The following is a 17,316-nucleotide window of genomic DNA, read 5'->3' as shown; positions in this document are numbered from 1 at the left end:
TGCCATTCTGAACACGCTGGTAACCCAGCTGATATGGACCCAGCACGATCGGTTTTCAAGGCGACTCCCTCATTCACGCCGGGCAACGCTTGAAAATGGCGCCTATCATGACCAAGTCAGATAGACGACCAGGAAGGTTCGTTCACTCTCCGCCAGAGGAGGCACAGATGAGCACCGAGACACCCAAGGATATTCTGCAGACGCTGGAGGCCGGCGGCCGCACCTTTCACTATCACAGCCTGGCGAAGGCCGCCGAAGCACTGGGCAGCATTGATCGGCTGCCCATGACCCTGAAGATCCTGCTGGAGAATCAGCTGCGCTACGCCGATGACGACAGCGTCTCCCGCGAGGACATGCAGGCGCTGGTCGACTGGCAGCAGGAGGCCCGCTCCGACCGCGAGATCGGCTACCGCCCGGCGCGGGTGCTGATGCAGGACTTCACCGGCGTACCCGGCGTGGTGGATCTCGCCTCCATGCGCGCCGCCGTCGAGGCGCTGGGCGAAGACCCGGCGCGCATCAACCCGCTCTCCCCGGTGGACCTGGTGATCGACCACTCGGTGATGGTCGACAACTTCGGTAACGCCTCGGCGTTCCGGGACAACGTCGCCATCGAGATGGAGCGCAACCACGAGCGCTACGAGTTCCTGCGCTGGGGCCAGCAGGCCTTCGACAACTTCAGCGTGGTGCCGCCCGGCACCGGTATCTGCCACCAGGTCAACCTGGAGTACCTGGGCAGGACGGTGTGGACCAGGGAGGAGGAGGGTAAGACCTTCGCCTACCCCGACACCCTGGTGGGCACCGACTCCCACACCACCATGATCAACGGCCTGGGCGTGCTCGGCTGGGGCGTGGGCGGCATCGAGGCCGAAGCCGCCATGCTCGGCCAGCCGGTCTCGATGCTGATTCCCGAGGTGATCGGCTTCAAACTCACCGGCAAGCTCAAGGAGGGCATCACCGCCACCGACCTGGTGCTGACGGTGACCGAGATGCTGCGCAAGAAGGGCGTGGTGGGCAAGTTCGTCGAATTCTACGGCGACGGCCTCGATGACCTGCCGCTGGCCGACCGCGCCACCATCGCCAACATGGCCCCGGAGTATGGCGCCACCTGCGGCTTCTTCCCGGTTGACGACGAGACCCTCAACTACCTTCGGCTGACCGGTCGCGACGACGCCCAGGTGGCCCTGGTGGAGGCCTACAGCAAGGCCCAGGGGCTGTGGCGCGAACCCGGCGCGGAGCCGGTCTTCAGCGACACCCTGACGCTGGACATGGGCGAGGTAGTGGCCAGCCTCGCCGGCCCCAAGCGTCCCCAGGACCGTGTGGCCCTCGGCGACATGCGGGCCGCCTTCGAGAAGGTCATGGAGGATGACGCCAAGGCACCCTCCTCACCCGAGCGCACGGAGGAAAAGGGGAAGCTGATGTCCGAGGGCGGCCAGACTGCCGTGGGCGTCGAGGAGAGCTACGAGCACCACGACAGCCAGGACATCGACCTGGACGGCAGGCGGTTCAAGCTCGACCCGGGCGACGTGGTGATCGCCGCCATCACCTCCTGCACCAACACCTCCAACCCCAGCGTGATGATGGCCGCCGGCCTGGTGGCGCGGAAGGCCCGCGAGAAGGGGCTCGATACCCGGCCCTGGGTGAAGACCTCCCTCGCCCCCGGCTCCAAGGTGGTCACCGACTACCTGGCCGCTGCCGGCTTCAACGAGGACCTCGACGCCCTGGGGTTCCACCTGGTGGGCTACGGCTGCACCACCTGCATCGGCAACTCCGGCCCGCTACCGGAGGCGATCGAGAAGGCGATCGAAGCGGGCGACCTCGCCGTGGCCTCGGTGCTCTCGGGTAACCGCAACTTCGAGGGCCGCGTGCATCCGCTGGTCAAGACCAACTGGCTCGCCTCGCCCCCGCTGGTGGTGGCCTACGCCCTGGCCGGCAACGTGCGCTGCGACCTGACGAAGGACCCCATCGGCACCGGCAAGGACGGCGCGCCGGTCTACCTCAAGGACATCTGGCCCAGCCAGGCGGAGATCGCCGAGGCGGTAGCCAGGGTCAACACCGGGATGTTCCACAAGGAGTACGCCGAAGTGTTCGAGGGAGACGACGTCTGGCAGGCCATCGAGGTGCCCCAGAGCAAGGTCTACCAGTGGTCGAGGGACTCCACCTATATCCAGCACCCCCCTTTCTTCGAGGGCATGGGTCGCGAGCCCGACGCCATCGAGGACGTCGAGGATGCCCGGATACTCGCCCTGCTCGGCGACTCGGTGACCACCGACCATATCTCGCCGGCCGGTGCCATCAAGCCGGACAGTCCCGCCGGACGCTACCTGCAGGAGCGCGGGGTCAAGCCGGTGGACTTCAACTCCTATGGCTCACGCCGCGGCAACCACGAGATCATGATGCGCGGCACCTTCGCCAACGTGCGCATCAGAAACGAGATGCTCGACGGCGTGGTCGGCGGCGAGACACGCCACGTGCCCTCGGGCGAGCAGATGGCGATCTATGACGCCGCCATGCGCTATCAGGAAGAGGCTACGCCGCTGGTGGTGATCGCCGGCAAGGAGTACGGCACCGGCTCCAGCCGCGACTGGGCCGCCAAGGGTACCCGCCTGCTCGGCGTACGCGCGGTGCTGGCCGAATCCTATGAGCGCATCCACCGCTCCAACCTGATCGGCATGGGCGTGGTGCCGCTGCAGTTCCCCGAGGGCGAGAGCCGCCAGACTCTGGGCCTTACCGGCGACGAGTCGATCTCCATCGCGGGGCTCGCCGAGCTCACCCCCGGCGGAAAGGTCACCGTCACCGTGAGGTCCGACAAGGGTGAGAAGAAGGTCGAAGCGCTGTGCCGCATCGATACCGCCAACGAGCTGGAGTACTACCGCCACGGCGGCATCCTCCACTATGTGCTGCGCAAGATGATCGGCGCGGCATGATCGGACCGGTCTGACTGCGAAAGGCATCGGGGACAGGTCGGAGAGGGGGTACTATGCCAGGGATGGCATGGGTAGCGCCCAGGGATGGGTTCACAGCCCCCCCGAACAGGCCTGTCCTCGAAATAGCCTTGAGCTTCTCTTGGGTGTAGGAACTCACAAAGGCCCCGCCGGATACCCGGCGGGGCCTTTCTCGTGCAGGGATCGACTCAGAACGAGCGGCGGCGATAGAGGCGATACTCCGGCGTCCAGCAGCTGCGCTCGATGGCCGCACGCAGCTTGGTGCCGTTGGTCTTCAGCGCCATGCCTTCGCCCTGGGCCTGGGCGGCCACGTCGAAGGCAATGGCCTTGGAGAGCTCGCGGATCTTGGCCAGCGGCGGCAGCAGCGCGCCCTCCCCCTCCTTGACGATGGGTGCCTCCCGGGCCAGCGCCCGGGAGGCCGCCATCAGCATGTCGTCGGTCACCCGTTTCGCCCCGGCCGCCACCACCCCCAGCCCGATGCCCGGAAAGATATAGGCGTTGTTGCACTGGGCGATGGGGTAGGTCTGCCCACCATACGACACCGGCGGGAAGGGGCTACCGGTGGCCACCAGGGCTGCCCCCTCGGTCCAGCGGATCACATCCTCGGGTAGCGCCTCGGCCTGGGAGGTTGGGTTGGAGAGCGGCATGATCACCGGCGTCTCGCAGCCAGCGTGCATGGTGCGCACCACCTCCTCGGTGAAGATGCCCGGCCGCCCGCAGACACCGATCAGTACCGTGGGCCTGACCCGGCGGATGGTCTCCACCAGCTCCTGCCCCTGCCAGCCCTCGGTGAGCGTCGGGGCCTGGGCCAGACGGGACTGGAAGTCGCGCAGCCAGGTCTGGTTGGAGGTGACCAGCCCCTCTCGGTCCATCATGAACACCCTCGCTCGGGCCTCCTTCTCGGCGAGTCCCTCGGCCTGCATGGCCACCACCACCTGCTCGGCGATGCCGCAGCCGGCGGAACCGGCACCCACGAACATGACCCGCTGTTGGCCGATGCCCTCGTCGCGGGCCTCGCAGGCCGCCATCAGTGTGCCCACCACCACCGAGGCGGTGCCCTGGACGTCATCGTTGAAGCAGCACAGCTCATCGCGATAGCGCTCGAGCAGCGGCATGGCATTGGCCTGGGCGAAGTCCTCGAACTGGAGCAGCACATTGGGCCAGCGGCGCTTGACGGCGTCGATGAACTGATCGACGAAGGCGTCGTACTCCTCCTGGGAGATGCGTGGGTGGCGCCAGCCCATGTACATGGGGTCGTCGAGCAGCGCCGGGTTGTTAGTGCCCACGTCGAGCATGATCGGCTGGGTGTAGGCGGGGCTGATGCCGCCACAGGCGGTATAGAGCGCCAGCTTGCCGATGGGGATGCCCATGCCGCCGATGCCCTGATCGCCCAAGCCGAGGATGCGCTCACCGTCGGTGACCACGATCACCTTGACGCGGTCCTTGGTGGAGCTGTGCAGGATGTCTTCCATGCGATCGCGATCGGGGTAGGCGATAAAGAGCCCGCGGTGATTGCGATAGATGTTGGAGAATTCCTGACACGCCTTGCCCACCGTGGGGGTGTAGATGATCGGCAGCATCTCCGCCAGGTGCTCGGAGACCAGGCGGAAGAAGAGGGTCTCGTTGTCGTCCTGGATGGCGCGCAGGTAGATGTGCTTGTCCAGGTCATTCTGGCACTGGCGATACTGTCGGTAGGCCCGTTCCACCTGCTCCTCGATGGACTCCACGCACTGCGGCAGCAGGCCAATCAGGTTGAATTCGATGCGCTCCTCCTGGCTGAAGGCGCTGCCCTTGTTGAGCAGCGGCATCTCCAGCAGCGGAGGGCCGGCGTAGGGAATATAGAGGGGACGCTTGGTTTCGGTGGTCATCTCTGCTCTCGATTCGGTGACTGGAACGAGCCATTGGCGCTCTGGCGGCGCCTGTCGACACTCTATCACGCCCGATACGACCGCGCCCCGACCGGGGCCGTGGCGCGAAATCACGCGTAAATCACCCTTCGCTGGCGCGGTTCAGCCACCCTTCGTCGTGGGCAGGCGGCCGGCCTCGCCCGCGAAGAAGACGGGGCGCAACTTCACCCCGAGCATGTTGCCGGCGAAGGCCGCCACCAGCCACACCCAGCCGTGAAGGCTGCCGGAGGCGATACCGCTGAAGTAGGCGCCGATATTGCAGCCGAAGGCCAGGCGTGCCCCATAGCCGAGCATGAGGCCGCCGATCACCGCCGCCAGTACCGATTTCGCCGGAATGCGGAAGCTGGGGGCGAACTTGCCGGCCAGCGAGGCCGCCAGCAGCGCCCCGATCAGGATGCCGATGTTCATCACACTAGTGATGTCGCGCCAGATGGAAGCTTCCAGTGCGGCCGCATTCCACGATGACTGCCAGTAGCCCCACTGGCTGACATCACCGCCCAGCGCTTCGAAGCCCTTGGCGCCCCACAGGGCGAAGGCGCCGGTGATCCCCCAGGGGCGGCCGGCCAGGGCCAGGGTGGCGTAGTTGAGCAACGCCAGGGCCACGGCACCGAACAGCAGCGGCCAGGGGCCGGTGAGCCAACGACGGTTGCCGACATCGATCCGTGGTGCCTGTTCGAGCTGGCCGTGGCGGCGCTTCTCCATCATTACGGTGAAGGCGGCGATGGCGGTAAACAGCAGAAGGCTCACCACGATGCCGCCACCGGCGCCGAATTCGTTGACCAGCGATACCGGCTGGAAGGCGGGCAGGCTCTGCCACCAGGCGAAGTGGGCCGTGCCGATCACCGAGCCGACGATGAAGAACAGCAGGGTAATCAGCATGCGGGCGTTGCCGCCACCGGCGGTGAACAGGGTACCGGAGGCACAGCCACCGCCAAGCTGCATGCCGATCCCGAACAGGAAGGCACCGACAACCACCGAGACGCCGACCGGTGCCACATAGCCGTACACCGGGCTGCCGAACAGGGAGCCAGCGCCCAGGGCCGGAAAGAACAGCAGCACGGCGATGGCGAGCATCACCATCTGGGCGCGCAGGCCGCGGCCGCGGCGCTCGGTGATGAACACCCGCCAGGCGGCGGTAAACCCGAAGGCGGCATGGTAGAGCACCATGCCCAGCAGGCCGCCCACCACCATCAGCGCGCCGAGGCGCGCACCGAAGACTGCCCCCACGGCCAGGGCCCCCAGCAGCAGGGCACCTGCCGCCACCACGGGCACGGAAAGTTGGATACGTTGCGTCAGGGTGAGCTCACTCATGGCGTGCCCTCTCGTTATCGTCAGGGGTCAGGGGTCAGACGAAGCGGCCCAGGCCCACCGCCTGGCGCAGGTGGTCCATGAAGGGGGCCGCCTCGGCGCGGGCGCGCTCAGCGCCCTTCTTCAGCACCGCTTCGATATGGCCCGGATCCTCCATCAGCGCCTGATAGCGCTCCCGCGGTTCGCGAAGGTGCTCGTTTACGTACTCGAAGACCCGATTCTTGGCCTCGCCCCAGCCGATGCCGTTGGCGTACTCGGCGCGCATGGCGGCGGCCTCCTCCACCGTGGCGAAGGCGGCGTAGATCTGGAACAGCGTGCAGGTGTCCGGGTCCTTGGGCTCGCCGGGCTCCAGGGAGTTGGTCTTGATCTTGCGCACCAGTTTCTGCAGCTTCTTCTCGGCGACGAACAGCGGGATGGTGTTGTGGTAGCTCTTGGACATCTTGCGGCCGTCCAGGCCGCCAAGCACCTCAACCTTCTCGTCAACCACCGCCTCGGGCAGGGTGAAGTACGCCCCCTTGTAGAGGTGGTTGAAGCGCCCGGCAATATCCCGGGCCATCTCGATATGCTGGATCTGGTCGCGACCCACCGGCACCCGATTGGCATTGAACATCAGGATGTCGGCGGCCATCAGCACTGGGTAGCCGAACAGGCCCATGGTGATGCCCTTGTCCGGGTCCTGGTTGTCGGCGGCCTCGTTCTCCGCCACCGCGGCCTTGTAGGCGTGAGCCCGGTTCATCAGTCCCTTGGCGCAGACGCAGGATAGCATCCAGGTCAGCTCGGGAATCTCGGGAATGTCGGACTGCTGGTAGAAAATGGCGTTGTCGGTATCCAGCCCCAGCGCCAGCCAGGTGGCGGCGATCTCCAGGCGCGACTCCTGCACCCGGCGCGGGTCCTGGCACTTGATCAGCGCATGCAGGTCGGCCAGGAAATAGTAGGACTGCACGTTCGGGTCCTGACTCGCCTCGATGGCAGGCTTGATGGCGCCGACATAGTTGCCCAGGTGGGGGGTGCCGGTGGTGGTGATGCCGGTGAGAACGCGGGTCTTCTCGGAAGCTGCACTCATGGGGTAGGCGGACTCTGCTGTTCGGAAATGCCGACTATGGTAACGCGCGGCCCCCCACATGGCGACCGAGCCTCACCGTCTCACGACACCCGTGGACCTGGCCGGCAAGATCGGGGCGAGTCGGACGCCAGGCCCCGACGTGCCGAACCATCGATGAGGCCCCTGCCAAGGCTTCTCACGGGCGCCCTGAGCCGCAGTGCCAGCAGGCCTCGAAGACGCCCTCCTGAGGCTCGCCACAGCCGGGGCAACGCCAGGCCGGCGCCACACTCTCACCGGCCAGGGCCTGACGGATCAGGGTCTCGGCGCGCTCGCGGTTGTGGGGCTTCACCCACACCTCGGGCTCGCACTCCCCCAGCGGCAACTCGCCGGCGCCGCCGCCCAGGGTCATGTTGCGAAGCTGGGTGGGGATGCCCGCCGCCTCCAGCAGGTTGCGCACATGGCTGACCAGCAGCGCATTGGAGTGGGCGAAGACCCGCACCGACTTGACGCTCACGTCAATCCCGGAAGACGCGCACGCCCAGGGCCTTGAGATAGCTGGTCTCGGGGATCGCCGGGTGCACCGGATGGTCCGGTCCCTGATGGCCCTGGAAGAGGATCTGCCCGTGGCGGTCCTGGTGGCGCACCGCGCCCCGCACCACGTCCACCAGCCGCTCCGGCGCCAGGTGCATGGAGCACGACGCCGACAGCAGCAGGCCGTCGCGGCCCAGCAGCCGGATCGCATCCCGGTTGAGCTTGCCATAGGCGCGCTCGCCGTTGGGGATGTCCTTGCGCTTCTTGATGAAGGCCGGCGGGTCGAGGATCACCACGTCGAACTCCTCGCCGTCGGCCTTGAGGGCCGCCAGTGCCTCGAAGGCGTCGCCCTCGCCCACCGACACCTGCTCGTGCAGGCCGTTGAGAGCGGCGTTCTCGGCGACGCGCGCAAGCGCCGCCGCGGAGGAGTCCACGCAGAGGACCTCGCTGGCGCCGCTGGCCGCGGCCTGAACGCCCCAGCCGCCCACGTAGCTGAACAGGTCCAGCACCCGCTTGCCGGCCACGAACTGGTTGAGCCAGGCGCGGTTGACGCGGTGGTCATAGAACCAGCCGGTCTTCTGGCCGTCGAGCACCGGGGCGGTGAAGCGCACGCCGTTCTCCTCCAGCAGCACCGGCTCACTCACCTCGCCCTTGACCACCTCGACGCCGAGCTCGAGGCCCTCCTGGCGACGGCCGCTGGTGTCGTTGCGCAGCACCACCGTGGTCGGCGCGAGCACCTTGTCCAGGGCGTCGAGCAGCTCGGGCAGCACCGCCTGCATGCCGGCGGTGTTGAGCTGCACCACCAGGGTGTCGCCGAAACGGTCGATCACCAGCCCGGGCAGCAGGTCGCCCTCGCCGTGCACCAGCCGATAGTAGGGGGCGGAGAACAAGCGCTGGCGAAGGGCCAGGGCCTGGTTGAGGCGATGCACCAGCAGCGAGCGGTCGAGCCCCTGGGTCGGCTCGCGGGAGACCAGCCGCGCGCAGATCAGCGAGTTTGGATTGACGTAGGCCACGCCCAGCGCCTTGCCGTTGGCGGCCTCCACCACCACCTGCTGGCCGAGCTCGAGGCCCTTGAGCGGGGTGGTGTCGATATCGATCTCGTTGGAGTAGAGCCACAGGTGACCGGCCTTGAGGCGGCGGTCGGCGTGCTTCTTCAGGCGCAGGGAGGACAGGGTCATGGGAATCTCTCGAAAAATCAGGTCTGGCAGTGGGGACAGTAGACGCTGGCCCGCTGCCCGAGGGTGACAAGGCGCAGCTCGGCGCCACAGCGCCGGCAGGGCTGGCCGTGGCGGCCGTAGACGTTGAGGCGCTGCTTGAAGTAGCCGGGCTCGCCGGTGCCGCCGACGAAGTCGCGCAGGGTGGTGCCGCCCTGGGTGATGGCGGCGGCCAGCACCTCCCTGGCGGCGGCGGCCAGGCGATCGAAGCGCTCACGCGAGATGCGCCCGGCGGCGCGGCGCGGATCGATGCCGGCCATGAACAGCGCCTCGGCGGCGTAGATGTTGCCCACCCCCACCACCACGGCGTTGTCCATCAGGAAGGGCTTCACCGCCACGCGGCGGCCGCGGGAGAGCGTGAACAGCCGCTCACCGCCGAAGGCCTCCGATAGCGGCTCCGGCCCCAGGCGCGCCAGGCGAGGATCCTGCTCGGTGCCGCCGGACAGCCAGTCGACGAAGCCGAAGCGGCGCGGGTCGTGATAGCGCAGGATGGCGCCGCCCTCCAGCACCAGGTCCACATGATCGTGCTTCTTCGGCAGTTCGCCGAGCCGGACGATGCGCAGGCTGCCAGACATGCCCAGGTGCCAGAGCAGGGTGCCACCGAGGGCATCTCCGCCGGAAAGCGGCACCAGCAGATACTTGGCGCGGCGGGAGAGCTCGCCGATGCGCGCCCCCACCAGCCGCTCGTCCAGATCCGCCGGCACCAGCACCCTCAGGCGCGGCTGGCGCACGATGACCTCGCTGATCTCGCGCCCCTCCACATGGGGGGCGATGCCACGGCGGGTGGTCTCGACTTCGGGCAGTTCGGGCATCGGCGCGCTCGCTCGACTCACTTCCAGAGGGCGGGGGCCTGTAAACGCTTGAACCCGGCTGATCACTCAGCCGGGTTCAAGCAGACAGGTTGGAACACCTGCGGAAGAAGACCAGGGCTTACTTGATCTTGGATTCCTTGTACATCACGTGCTTGCGGACGACCGGATCAAACTTCTTGAATTCGAGCTTGTCCGGAGTGTTCCGCTTGTTCTTGTCGGTGGTGTAGAAGTGGCCGGTACCGGCGCTGGACACCAACTTGATCTTGTCACGCATGACTGCTGCTCCCTGATTGGCTATCGCTTAGACGGCGTCGCCGCGCTTGCGGATGTCGCTGAGCACCGCTTCGATGCCCCTCTTGTCGATGATGCGCATGCCCTTGGAAGAGACGCGCAGCTTGACGAAGCGGTTCTCTGACTCCACCCAGAAACGGTGGGAGTGCAGGTTCGGCAGGAACCGGCGGCGGGTCTTGCGCTGGGAGTGTGAAACGTTGTTACCAGTCACCGGGCGCTTGCCGGTAACCTGACATACTTTTGACATTGGAGCCTCCAACCGCTGGGCTAGGTGTTCGACGCCTGAGGCGCAAACCCTGAGTGTTCAAAACCTGTCGGGCAAACCGGGAGATCCCGTGAAATTTGACCCAAGGGAATTCAAAGGCTGCACTTTATACCAGAGACCGCCACGCCGGGCAAGCACGGAACGGAGATCCAGCAGGGGCATCAGGTGGCGCCGCAACGAGGCGCATGGGGCAAAGCGCAAGGGGCCAACCGATGGCGCAGAGCATGCTGGCGACCCTGAATCCCGGGCGTTTACTCCAGGGAACCGAGCGCAGCCGGGCACATAGTATAGCGAAGCCGTTAGAGCAGCGCTATAGCCACCCCCGCTCGGCGAAGGAGACCACCTCGCCGTCGCCCACCACGAAGTGGTCCAGCACGCGGATCTCGAAGAGCCCGAGGGCCTCGCGCAGCCGGTCGGTAATGCGCCGGTCGGCATCGGAGGGCTCGGCAATGCCGGAGGGGTGGTTATGGGCAAAGATCACCGCCCCGGCGCCCAGCTCCAGGGCGCGTCGGGCCACCTCCCGAGGGTAGACCGAGGCGCTGTCCAAGGTGCCGCGAAACAGCGACTCGTAGCGGATGACCCGGTGCTGGCTGTCAAGGAAGAGGGCAGCGAACTCCTCGTGCCCCAGGTGGCGAAGCTGGCTGGAGAGATAGGAGCGCACCAGGGTCGGCGAGGTGAGCGCCTCGCCCCGTGCCAGCTGGCTGGCCAGGTGGCGCCGCGACAGCTCCAGCGTGGCCTGCAGCTGCACATACTTGGCGCTGCCCATGCCCCGGGCGGCGCAGAAACGCTCGCGGTCCGCCTCCAGCAGCTGACGCAGGCCGCCGAACTCCAGCAGCAAGTCCCGGGCCAGGTCCACCGCCGAGCGGCCGGCCACCCCCACCCGCAGAAAGATCGCCAGCAGCTCGGCGTCCGACAGCGTCTCCGACCCCAGCGCCAGCAGCTTCTCCCGGGGGCGCTCCCCCTCCGGCCAGTCCCTGATCGACATCGTTGCCTCCCTGCCCTGCCCTTTGCTCCTCAGTGTAGCCACTCCCTCGTCTACGCAAGGTTCGGCGCGGGTGGTAAGGTAGGTGGCTGACAACAGCACCCTGGAACAAGCCCATGTCATCGCCTTCCGGCTCCCGGATAACCGGCCATCGCGTCCTGCTCGGCATCAGCGCCGGCATCGCCGCCTACAAGAGTGCCGTGCTCGCCCGCCTGCTCAAGCAGGCGGGCTGTGAGGTGCGCGTCGTCATGACCCAGGGCGCCCAAGCCTTTATCACCCCCTTGACCCTGCAGGCACTGACCGGCGAGCCGGTGCGCACCTCGCTGCTCGACCCCGAGGCCGAGGCCGGCATGGGCCATATCGAGCTGGCCCGCTGGGCCGACACCATCCTGATCGCCCCGGCCACCGCCGACCTTCTGGCGCGCCTGGCCGCCGGCATGGCGGACGACCTGCTCACCACCCTGTGCCTGGCCAGCGACGCCAAGAAGGTGATGGCCCCGGCCATGAACCAGGCCATGTGGCGCCATCCGGCAACCCAGCGCAATGCCGCCCGGCTCGCCGAGGATGGCTGGCGGCTGCTGGGCCCCGCCAGCGGCGATCAGGCCTGCGGCGACGTTGGCCCGGGGCGCATGCTGGAGCCCGAGGCGATCCTTGATGCGCTGCGATTCACAGCGCCCGAAGACGCGCCGGCGGCGACCGCCTCCCAAGAGGCCGCCGGCCTGACCGTGACCATCACCGCCGGCCCCACCCAGGAGCCGCTGGACCCGGTGCGCTACCTCTCCAACCACAGCTCCGGCAAGATGGGCTACGCCCTGGCCGAGGCCGCGGCGGCACTGGGGGCGACAGTACGCCTGATCAGCGGCCCGGTCAGCCTGCCCTGCCCCGAGGGCGTGGAGCGTCTCGAGGTTGAGACGGCGCTGGAGATGCATGAGGCCGCGATGCAACTGGCGCCAGCCAGCGATCTCTTCATCGGCTGCGCCGCGGTGGCCGACTACCGCGCCGAGCGCGCCGCCGAGCACAAGATCAAGAAGGTCGAGGGGGAGGAGGGGCTGACCCTGCGGCTGGTCAAGAACCCCGACATCATCGCCGCCGTTGCCACCGAACGCGCCGCAGGGACGGGCCGCCCCTTCGTGGTGGGCTTCGCCGCGGAGACCCGCGACCTCGAGGCCTATGCCCGCGACAAGCTCACCCGCAAGGGGCTCGACATGATCGTCGCCAATGACGTCTCGCGGCCCGGTCTCGGCTTCGGCGCCGACGACAATGCGGCCCTGGTGCTGTGGCGCAGAGAGGCCGGGCAGGATGGTGCGCTGCCGAAAGGCGACGGCATCGACCAGGAAATGCTCGCCCCCCAGCCCAAGTCTCGGCTTGCCATGGCGGTGATCCGCCGCGCCCTGTCCTGCCTGCAGGATCGCCGACATCCCTGACCCCGACTCTCGACCCTGGAAGCCCCTCGATGTCCGATACTCCCCGACCTGGCCTCGCCAGACCCCGCCTGGCCGTGAAGCTTCTCGACGAGCGCCTGCGCGACCACATGCCCCGCTATGCCACTAACGGGTCGGCCGGCATGGACCTGCGTGCCCTGCTCGAGGCGCCCCTGACGCTGGCGCCCGGCGAGTGTGAACTGGTGCGCACCGGACTCGCCATCCATATCGCCGACCCGGAGCTGGCCGGCCTGATCCTGCCCCGCTCCGGCCTCGGCCACAAGCACGGCATCGTGCTCGGCAATCTGGTCGGCTTGATCGACTCCGACTACCAGGGCGAGCTGATGATCTCCGTGTGGAACCGCGGCCAGACCCACTTCACCCTTCAACCCTTCGAGCGCCTGGCGCAGTATCTGCTTGTTCCCGTGGTGCAGGCCGAGCTCGAGGTGGTGGACGACTTCGAGCAAAGCCAGCGTGGCACCGACGGCTTCGGCAGCTCCGGTCGCCACTGACACCCGGCCCTCCCCACGCTACTCACAGGACAAGGATACCCATGACAGCCGAGACCCAGACCGTTCCCGCCTCCATCTTCCGCGCCTACGACATCCGCGGCATCGTCGATGACACCCTCACCGAGTCGACCGTCGAGCAGATCGGCCGCGCCATCGGCAGCGAGGCCGCCGCCCGCGGCGAATCCACCGTGGTGGTGGCCCGCGACGGTCGCCTCTCCGGGCCCCGCCTTCAGGCGGCCCTCACCCGCGGCCTGAACGCCGCCGGCCGCGACGTCATCGACATCGGCATGGTGCCGACCCCGGTGCTGTACTTTGCCACCCATGTGCTCGATGGCACCGCCTCCGGAGTGATGGTCACCGGCAGCCACAACCCGCCGGACTACAACGGCTTCAAGATCGTGCTCTCCGGCGAGACCCTCTCCGGCGATGCCATCACCGCCCTGCATACCCGCATCGTCGAGCAGGATCTGGCCGAGGGCCAGGGCAGCGTGCGCGAGGTGGACGTGCGCAATGCCTACCTGGCCCGCATCCTCTCCGATGTGCGCCTGGCGCGCCCGCTCAAGGCGGTGGTGGACTGCGGCAACGGCGTGGCCGGCGAGCTGGGCCCGCAGCTGATCGAAAAGCTCGGTGCCGAGACGATCCCGCTGTTTGCCGAGATCGACGGCACCTTCCCCAACCACCATCCGGACCCGGGCAAGCCCGAGAATCTGGTGGACCTGATTCGCACCGTCAAGGAGACCGGCGCCGATATCGGCCTGGCCTTCGATGGTGACGGCGACCGCCTGGGCGTGATCACCCCCTCCGGCCGGCTGATCTACCCCGACCACCTGATGATGGCCTTCGCCGAGGACATGCTCGAGCGCAACCCGGGGGCGAAGGTGATCTTCGACGTCAAGTGCACCGGCAACCTCGCGCGGGTGATCGATGAGGCCGGCGGCGAGCCCGAGATGTGGCGCACCGGCCACTCGCTGATCAAGGCGCGCATGAAGGAGACCGGCGCCCTGCTGGCCGGCGAGATGAGCGGACACATCTTCTTCAAGGAGCGCTGGTACGGCTTCGACGACGGCCTCTACGGCGCTGCCCGCCTGCTGGAGATCCTCTCCCGCCAGGCGCTGGACGCCGACGCCTTCTTCGACCGCTACCCTCAGGATCTGGGCACGCCGGAGATCAACATCACCGTCACCGACGAGACCAAGTTTGACCTGGTGGCGCGGCTCGCCCGCGAAGGCGACTTTGGCGACGAAGGCGTGAAGACCACCCTGGACGGCATCCGCGTCGACTACCCGGACGGCTGGGGCCTGTGCCGCGCCTCCAACACCACCCCGGTGCTGGTGCTGCGCTTCGAGGGCAAGACCGAGGCGGCCCTCGAGCGCATCCGGGCGCAGTTCGCCGCCGCCCTGAGCAAGGTGGCCCCCGAGCTGGACGTGGCGCTCTGAGCCCACGGCATCGATGACCCGCCGCCGCGTAAGCGGCGGCTCCAGGCAAGTAAGGGAACCAAGAGAAGGGAACCCGCAATGACCGAACAGACCCGCGACCCGCGCCTGGTGGTGGAGGTGCTCTCCGAAGCGCTGCCCTACATCCAGCGCTTCACCGGCAAGACCGTGGTGGTGAAGTATGGCGGCAACGCCATGACCGAGGACACCCTGATCGACTCCTTCGCGCGCAACATCGTGCTGATGAAGGAAGTGGGCATCAATCCGGTGGTGGTCCACGGCGGCGGGCCGCAGATCGGCGACCTGCTGAAGAAGCTCAACATCGAGTCGCGCTTCGTCAACGGCATGCGGGTCACCGACGCCGAGACCATGGACGTGGTGGAGATGGTGCTCGGCGGCCTGGTCAACAAGGGCATCGTCAACCTGATCAATCAGAGCGGCGGCAAGGCCATCGGTCTGACCGGCAAGGACGGCAGCCAGATCCGCGCCCGCCAGCTCAAGGTGCAGCACCAGACCCCGGAGATGACCGTCCCCGAGATCATCGACATCGGCCACGTGGGCGAGGTGGAGCATATCTCCACCGACCTGATCGAGATGCTTGCCGAGCGCGACTTCATCCCGGTCATCGCCCCCATCGGGGTCGACGCCGAGGGCCACAGCTACAACATCAACGCCGATCTCGTCGCCGGCAAGGTCGCCGAGGCGCTGGGCGCCGAGAAGCTGATGCTGCTGACCAACGTGGCCGGCCTGATGAACGCCGAGGGCGAGGTGCTCACCGGGCTCTCCACCGCCCAGGTGGACGAACTGATTGCCGACGGCACCATCCACGGCGGCATGCTGCCGAAGATCCGCTGCGCCCTGGAGGCGGTCAAGGGCGGGGTGAAGAGCGCGCATATCATCGACGGCCGGGTGCCCCATGCTATCCTGCTGGAGATCTTCACCAACGCCGGCGTTGGCACCCTGATCACCGACGAAAGCTGACAACACCATGACGCAGGCAACCCCCACGCCCAGCCGCCGCGAGCAGATCCTGCAGGCGCTCGCGCTGATGCTGGAGGAGGACAGCGGCAAGCGCATCACCGTGGCCGCCCTGGCGAAGCAGGTCGGTGTCTCCGAGGCCGCCCTCTACCGCCACTTCCCCAGCAAGGCTCGCATGTTCGAGGGGCTCATCGAGTTCATCGAGGAGACGCTGTTCGCGCGTATCACCCGCATCCTCGAGGAGAGCCCCGAGGCGCTGCCCCGCTGCGGGGCGCTGCTCACCCTGCTGCTGGCCTTCGCCGAGAAGAACCCCGGGCTCTCCCGGCTACTCGACGGTGGCGTACTCACCGGCGAGACGGCGCGCCTGCGGGTGCGAATTCACCAGCTCTTCGAGCGGCTCGAGACCCAACTCAAGCAGGTGCTTCGCGAGGCGGAGCTTCGCGAGGGGCGGCGCCTCACCCTGCCCGCCTCGGCGGCCGCCAATCTGCTGTTGGCCGCCGCCGAGGGGCGCATCAGCCAGTACGTGCGCAGCGACTTCAAGCGCCGCCCCACCGAGCACTGGGAGGCGCAGTGGGCACTGATCTCCGCCCAGTTGCTCAAGGAGAGCCCGCAGCCAGCGTAAGCAGGGCCAAGGGCCAAGGGCCAAGGGCCAAACAAAGGTCAGGATATCTGGAAACAAAAGGAGCAAGCCAAGGGGTTACCTTGTCGCTTGCTCCTTGTCACTACATGTCGGACTTGACTGCCAGCACCGCTCATCCAGCGTAACGCCCAAGATCAAGCGACCATAGCATCACCAATCTGCTCGCGAAGCTTCTTCATGGCATTCTTCTCGATCTGGCGGATCCGCTCGGCGGAGACGCCGTAGACATCGGCCAGTTCGTGCAGGGTGGCCTTCTCGTCGAGCAGCCAGCGGCGCTGCAGGATGTCCCGGGAGCGCTCGTCCAGGGCGGTCAGGGCCAGCTGCAGGCGACGGGTGGAATCGTCTTCCCAGTCGCTATCCTCGAGGCGAGTGGCGGGATCGGCGGAAGCGTCATCGAGATAGTGCACCGGCGCCTGCCAGCTGCTCTCGTCATCCTCGCCCGGGGCGGCATCGAAGCCGGCGTCGTGGGAGGAGAGACGCCCCTCCATCTCGCGAACCACCTCGGGCTTCACGTCGAGATCCTTGGCGATGGCGTCGACCTCATCGCCGCTCAGCCAGGCCAGGCGCTTCTTGGCGCCGCGCAGGTTGAAGAACAGCTTGCGCTGGGCCTTGGTGGTGGCGATCTTCACGATGCGCCAATTGCGCAGCACGAACTCGTGAATCTCGGCCTTGATCCAGTGCACCGCAAAGGAGACCAGTCGCACGCCCTGATTGGGATCGAAGCGCTTGACCGCCTTCATCAGGCCGACGTTGCCCTCCTGGATCAGGTCTGCCTGGGGCAGGCCGTAGCCGGAGTAGCTGCGGGCGATATGCACGACGAAGCGCAGGTGCGACACGACCAGGCGGCGAGCCGCCTCCAGATCGCCCTCGTCATACAGGCGATAGGCGAGGTCACGCTCTTCGTCGGCGGTCAGCATCGGAATGCTGCTTACCGCCTTGAGGTATCCATTGAGGTCATGTCCCGGGGAGAGTTGGCCCACCGGAAGAAGACTGGTGCTCATGTGCAGGATGTCTCCTTGTCAGCCCAAGAGTTCATTG

Annotated in this window: 16 protein-coding genes; 6 read left to right on the top strand and 10 right to left on the bottom strand. The window is 67.3% G+C overall.

The annotated features are described in order from the left end of the window. Window positions 1–167: 167 nt before the first annotated feature. Complete coding sequence (acnA, locus tag ACR80S_RS00175; protein ID WP_435402238.1) at window positions 168–2,924, top strand: aconitate hydratase AcnA; 2,757 nt, start codon at window positions 168–170, stop codon at window positions 2,922–2,924. Window positions 2,925–3,130: 206 nt separating this feature from the next. Here acnA and ACR80S_RS00170 read toward each other — a convergent pair whose 3' ends face one another. The 9 genes from ACR80S_RS00170 to radC all read right to left on the bottom strand — a co-directional run bounded on the left by ACR80S_RS00170 (window position 3,131) and on the right by radC (window position 11,297). Next, a complete protein-coding gene (locus ACR80S_RS00170) occupies window positions 3,131–4,810 on the bottom strand; it encodes an NAD-dependent malic enzyme (RefSeq protein ID WP_435401225.1) in 1,680 nt (559 codons plus the stop codon). 141 nt (window positions 4,811–4,951) lie between these two features. Next, window positions 4,952–6,160, bottom strand: a complete 1,209-nt coding sequence (locus ACR80S_RS00165) for a YeeE/YedE family protein (RefSeq protein WP_435402237.1) — start codon at window positions 6,158–6,160, stop codon at window positions 4,952–4,954. A 34-nt stretch (window positions 6,161–6,194) separates the two neighbouring features. Further along, entirely contained in the window at window positions 6,195–7,220 is a 1,026-nt protein-coding gene (locus tag ACR80S_RS00160) for a tryptophan--tRNA ligase (RefSeq protein WP_435402236.1), read from the bottom strand. Between the two features lie 175 nt (window positions 7,221–7,395). After that, window positions 7,396–7,713: a putative signal transducing protein gene (locus ACR80S_RS00155; RefSeq protein ID WP_435401222.1), complete on the bottom strand. Its 318-nt coding sequence runs from the start codon at window positions 7,711–7,713 to the stop codon at window positions 7,396–7,398. A gap of 1 nt (window position 7,714) precedes the next feature. After that, on the bottom strand, window positions 7,715–8,908 hold the full coding sequence (locus tag ACR80S_RS00150; protein WP_435402235.1) for a class I SAM-dependent rRNA methyltransferase: 1,194 nt from the start codon (window positions 8,906–8,908) through the stop codon (window positions 7,715–7,717). A 17-nt stretch (window positions 8,909–8,925) separates the two neighbouring features. Then, window positions 8,926–9,756 carry a bifunctional DNA-formamidopyrimidine glycosylase/DNA-(apurinic or apyrimidinic site) lyase gene (gene mutM / locus ACR80S_RS00145; protein WP_435402234.1) on the bottom strand — a complete coding sequence of 277 codons (831 nt, stop codon included), beginning with the start codon at window positions 9,754–9,756 and terminating at the stop codon, window positions 8,926–8,928. 118 nt (window positions 9,757–9,874) lie between these two features. Beyond that, a complete protein-coding gene (rpmG, locus tag ACR80S_RS00140; protein WP_290909083.1) occupies window positions 9,875–10,030 on the bottom strand; it encodes a 50S ribosomal protein L33 in 156 nt (51 codons plus the stop codon). A gap of 27 nt (window positions 10,031–10,057) precedes the next feature. Beyond that, window positions 10,058–10,294: a 50S ribosomal protein L28 gene (gene rpmB, locus ACR80S_RS00135; RefSeq protein WP_435401219.1), complete on the bottom strand. Its 237-nt coding sequence runs from the start codon at window positions 10,292–10,294 to the stop codon at window positions 10,058–10,060. Window positions 10,295–10,622: 328 nt separating this feature from the next. Next, window positions 10,623–11,297: a RadC family protein gene (radC, locus tag ACR80S_RS00130; RefSeq protein ID WP_435401218.1), complete on the bottom strand. Its 675-nt coding sequence runs from the start codon at window positions 11,295–11,297 to the stop codon at window positions 10,623–10,625. Between the two features lie 113 nt (window positions 11,298–11,410). Here radC and coaBC point away from each other — a divergent pair, with 113 nt between their 5' ends. From coaBC to slmA, 5 genes are all read left to right on the top strand, one after another. Then, window positions 11,411–12,718 (top strand): bifunctional phosphopantothenoylcysteine decarboxylase/phosphopantothenate--cysteine ligase CoaBC, encoded by a 1,308-nt coding sequence (coaBC, locus tag ACR80S_RS00125; protein WP_435402233.1) that lies wholly within the window; start codon window positions 11,411–11,413, stop codon window positions 12,716–12,718. Window positions 12,719–12,747: 29 nt separating this feature from the next. Continuing rightward, window positions 12,748–13,227 carry a dUTP diphosphatase gene (gene dut, locus ACR80S_RS00120; RefSeq protein WP_435401216.1) on the top strand — a complete coding sequence of 160 codons (480 nt, stop codon included), beginning with the start codon at window positions 12,748–12,750 and terminating at the stop codon, window positions 13,225–13,227. Window positions 13,228–13,268: 41 nt separating this feature from the next. Continuing rightward, window positions 13,269–14,663: a phosphomannomutase/phosphoglucomutase gene (locus ACR80S_RS00115; RefSeq protein ID WP_435402232.1), complete on the top strand. Its 1,395-nt coding sequence runs from the start codon at window positions 13,269–13,271 to the stop codon at window positions 14,661–14,663. A 78-nt stretch (window positions 14,664–14,741) separates the two neighbouring features. Continuing rightward, entirely contained in the window at window positions 14,742–15,641 is a 900-nt protein-coding gene (argB, locus tag ACR80S_RS00110; protein WP_435402231.1) for an acetylglutamate kinase, read from the top strand. A 7-nt stretch (window positions 15,642–15,648) separates the two neighbouring features. Beyond that, window positions 15,649–16,260, top strand: coding sequence for a nucleoid occlusion factor SlmA (gene slmA, locus ACR80S_RS00105; RefSeq protein ID WP_435401213.1), 612 nt, complete (start codon window positions 15,649–15,651; stop codon window positions 16,258–16,260). 152 nt (window positions 16,261–16,412) lie between these two features. Here slmA and rpoH read toward each other — a convergent pair whose 3' ends face one another. Beyond that, window positions 16,413–17,279 carry an RNA polymerase sigma factor RpoH gene (gene rpoH, locus ACR80S_RS00100; protein ID WP_435402230.1) on the bottom strand — a complete coding sequence of 289 codons (867 nt, stop codon included), beginning with the start codon at window positions 17,277–17,279 and terminating at the stop codon, window positions 16,413–16,415. Between the last annotated feature and the right edge of the window lie 37 nt (window positions 17,280–17,316).

Origin of the sequence: Halomonas salsilacus (assembly GCF_051216275.1) — a bacterium.
Lineage (GTDB): Bacteria > Pseudomonadota > Gammaproteobacteria > Pseudomonadales > Halomonadaceae > Halomonas.
Note: the sequence above shows the minus strand (reverse complement) of the source record. Positions and strands in the feature narration are given on the sequence as shown.